Source organism: Burkholderia sp. ABCPW 11 (assembly GCF_001523445.1).
In the GTDB taxonomy this organism is placed as follows: Bacteria; Pseudomonadota; Gammaproteobacteria; order Burkholderiales; family Burkholderiaceae; genus Burkholderia.
On sequence record NZ_LOVM01000040.1, the window covers coordinates 1 to 1656 of the forward strand.

A 1656-nucleotide genomic window follows, 5' to 3' on the forward strand; every position below is an offset into this window, starting at 1 on the left:
ACCCCGAGAACGTCGCGGCCTATACGGACGCGATCGCCGCCCTCTATCGCGACGCGTGACGCGCCGCCCTTTCCGGAGCGGGTTCGGAGCAAGATTCGCATGCGCTCGATTGTCCTAGATTGTGCCGACGTGCTAATCAGGCCGTAGATCTTGGCAGCGCGCTCGCCACTCGATCCGCACCCCAAACAGCTAATTGCGCCGTCCAATAGCTGTAGGTCGGCGAATGGGCCGGGATTTCGTCGGCCAGCCCGACATTATCGGGTCGCACGGGCACGGCTACCATCGCGCCAGTCAGACGAACGAATCGGTTTTACCATTGCGGCGGAGCGTGCTACGCCGAAAACTCCGCAGGCCGCCTTCACCGGTTGTCCTCTGGCAACCAGGGCGAATACGCAGCCAGGTTTTTTGAGCGACTCCATTCCATGGCTTCTCTCAGGCTTTCTACCCCCAGCGTCTTCTATTGCTTGCGCCAGCCGAACACTTGGTTGGCGTTGACGCTGTGCCGACGCGCTGCGGCCGACATCGATGTTCCCGGTTCAACTATTTCCTGCACGATGGCGACTTTTTCCTACGCCGTGCGCCGACGGCACCGCTCCGTCTCGGGCAGAATTTCGATGCTTTTCAAACAATGACCAGACTTACAGATAGGTACAAGACTATCCCTTATTTTAAGAGCGCCATTTTGTCCACAGAGGCGTGGGGGGCTCCACAATTTAAGATGTAAATACTCATGCAATTTATCAAATATTAGGATAAACTCTGCAATATCGATATAAGTTTCTGTTATTTGCAATGACAGAAACTATCGATTTTCAGTGGAAAAATTGATATTTTATAGAAAACATTTTCGAAACAATGGCTGCGATAGTTTAATGTAATGGATTGCAATCTCTCGACGCGGGTCGAGCAAACCACGATTCGCGGTCGCTATATGCCGGATGCCGGATGCCGGATGCCGGATGCGAGATTCTCGAAGTATTTTGGATTTTATCGATGAAATGCGCGGGGTCATGGCAGGTTACATTCAAGAGACGTCTAGTGTGCGGGCAATCCGACAGCGGCGATCGACCTCGATTCGGACAGAGGGGTCGACGAGCAGGCGGCGTGCTTTCAGGACGCCATACTTGAGACTAAGCATATCCTCTACGGCTCGCCAGTTCGAACAAGTTCCGCCGTCGGCAAGTCTGTACGCCGCCTGACGTATCGTTTCCTGAAATCTCGATTTGAGCACGTTTGCCGTCATGATTCGACCTCGGAATTTTTTTTGATAATAGATCGCGGAAAGCGACATGACAAGTTTGGTTTCTGGATGCTCCCCCGTTTAGACAGGAGGATAAAGTTTAATTGGGATCGTTGTTGCAGGCCAATCCGTCCACTCTGGCCGGTCCCGTCAGTGAACGCCCGGACGAGTACCTAAAATCTGTTCGTATGCGATCCGTTGACGACGTCCTTCAGAGTAATCGGTGGAGCGCTTGAGGTGCGGTAAGGAAGCGGATCGGCGCAGGTCGGCCGGCATTTTCCAGGGCAGCAGCGCGTCGTAGTCGTCGACGTTGGTCGCCAGCGGGAGGCGTTGGAACAGTGAACCGCTTGGATTTCTTGGACAGTGCCGAGCGTTAGTGTTCGGTCTTTCATGAGCCTTCGGCCGTAGGCCGAAGG

Annotated in this window: 1 protein-coding gene and 1 pseudogene; both read right to left on the reverse strand. The window is 54.0% G+C overall.

The window, feature by feature from the left end; genetic code table 11:
* Positions 1-205: 205 nt before the first annotated feature.
* Positions 206-667 (reverse strand): annotated as a pseudogene (locus tag WS61_RS35685) (transposase); the annotation flags it as partial.
* A 723-nt stretch (positions 668-1390) separates the two neighbouring features.
* Positions 1391-1656: hypothetical protein (locus tag WS61_RS35690; RefSeq protein ID WP_157692749.1), on the reverse strand; the 266-nt coding region annotated here is incomplete at its 5' end.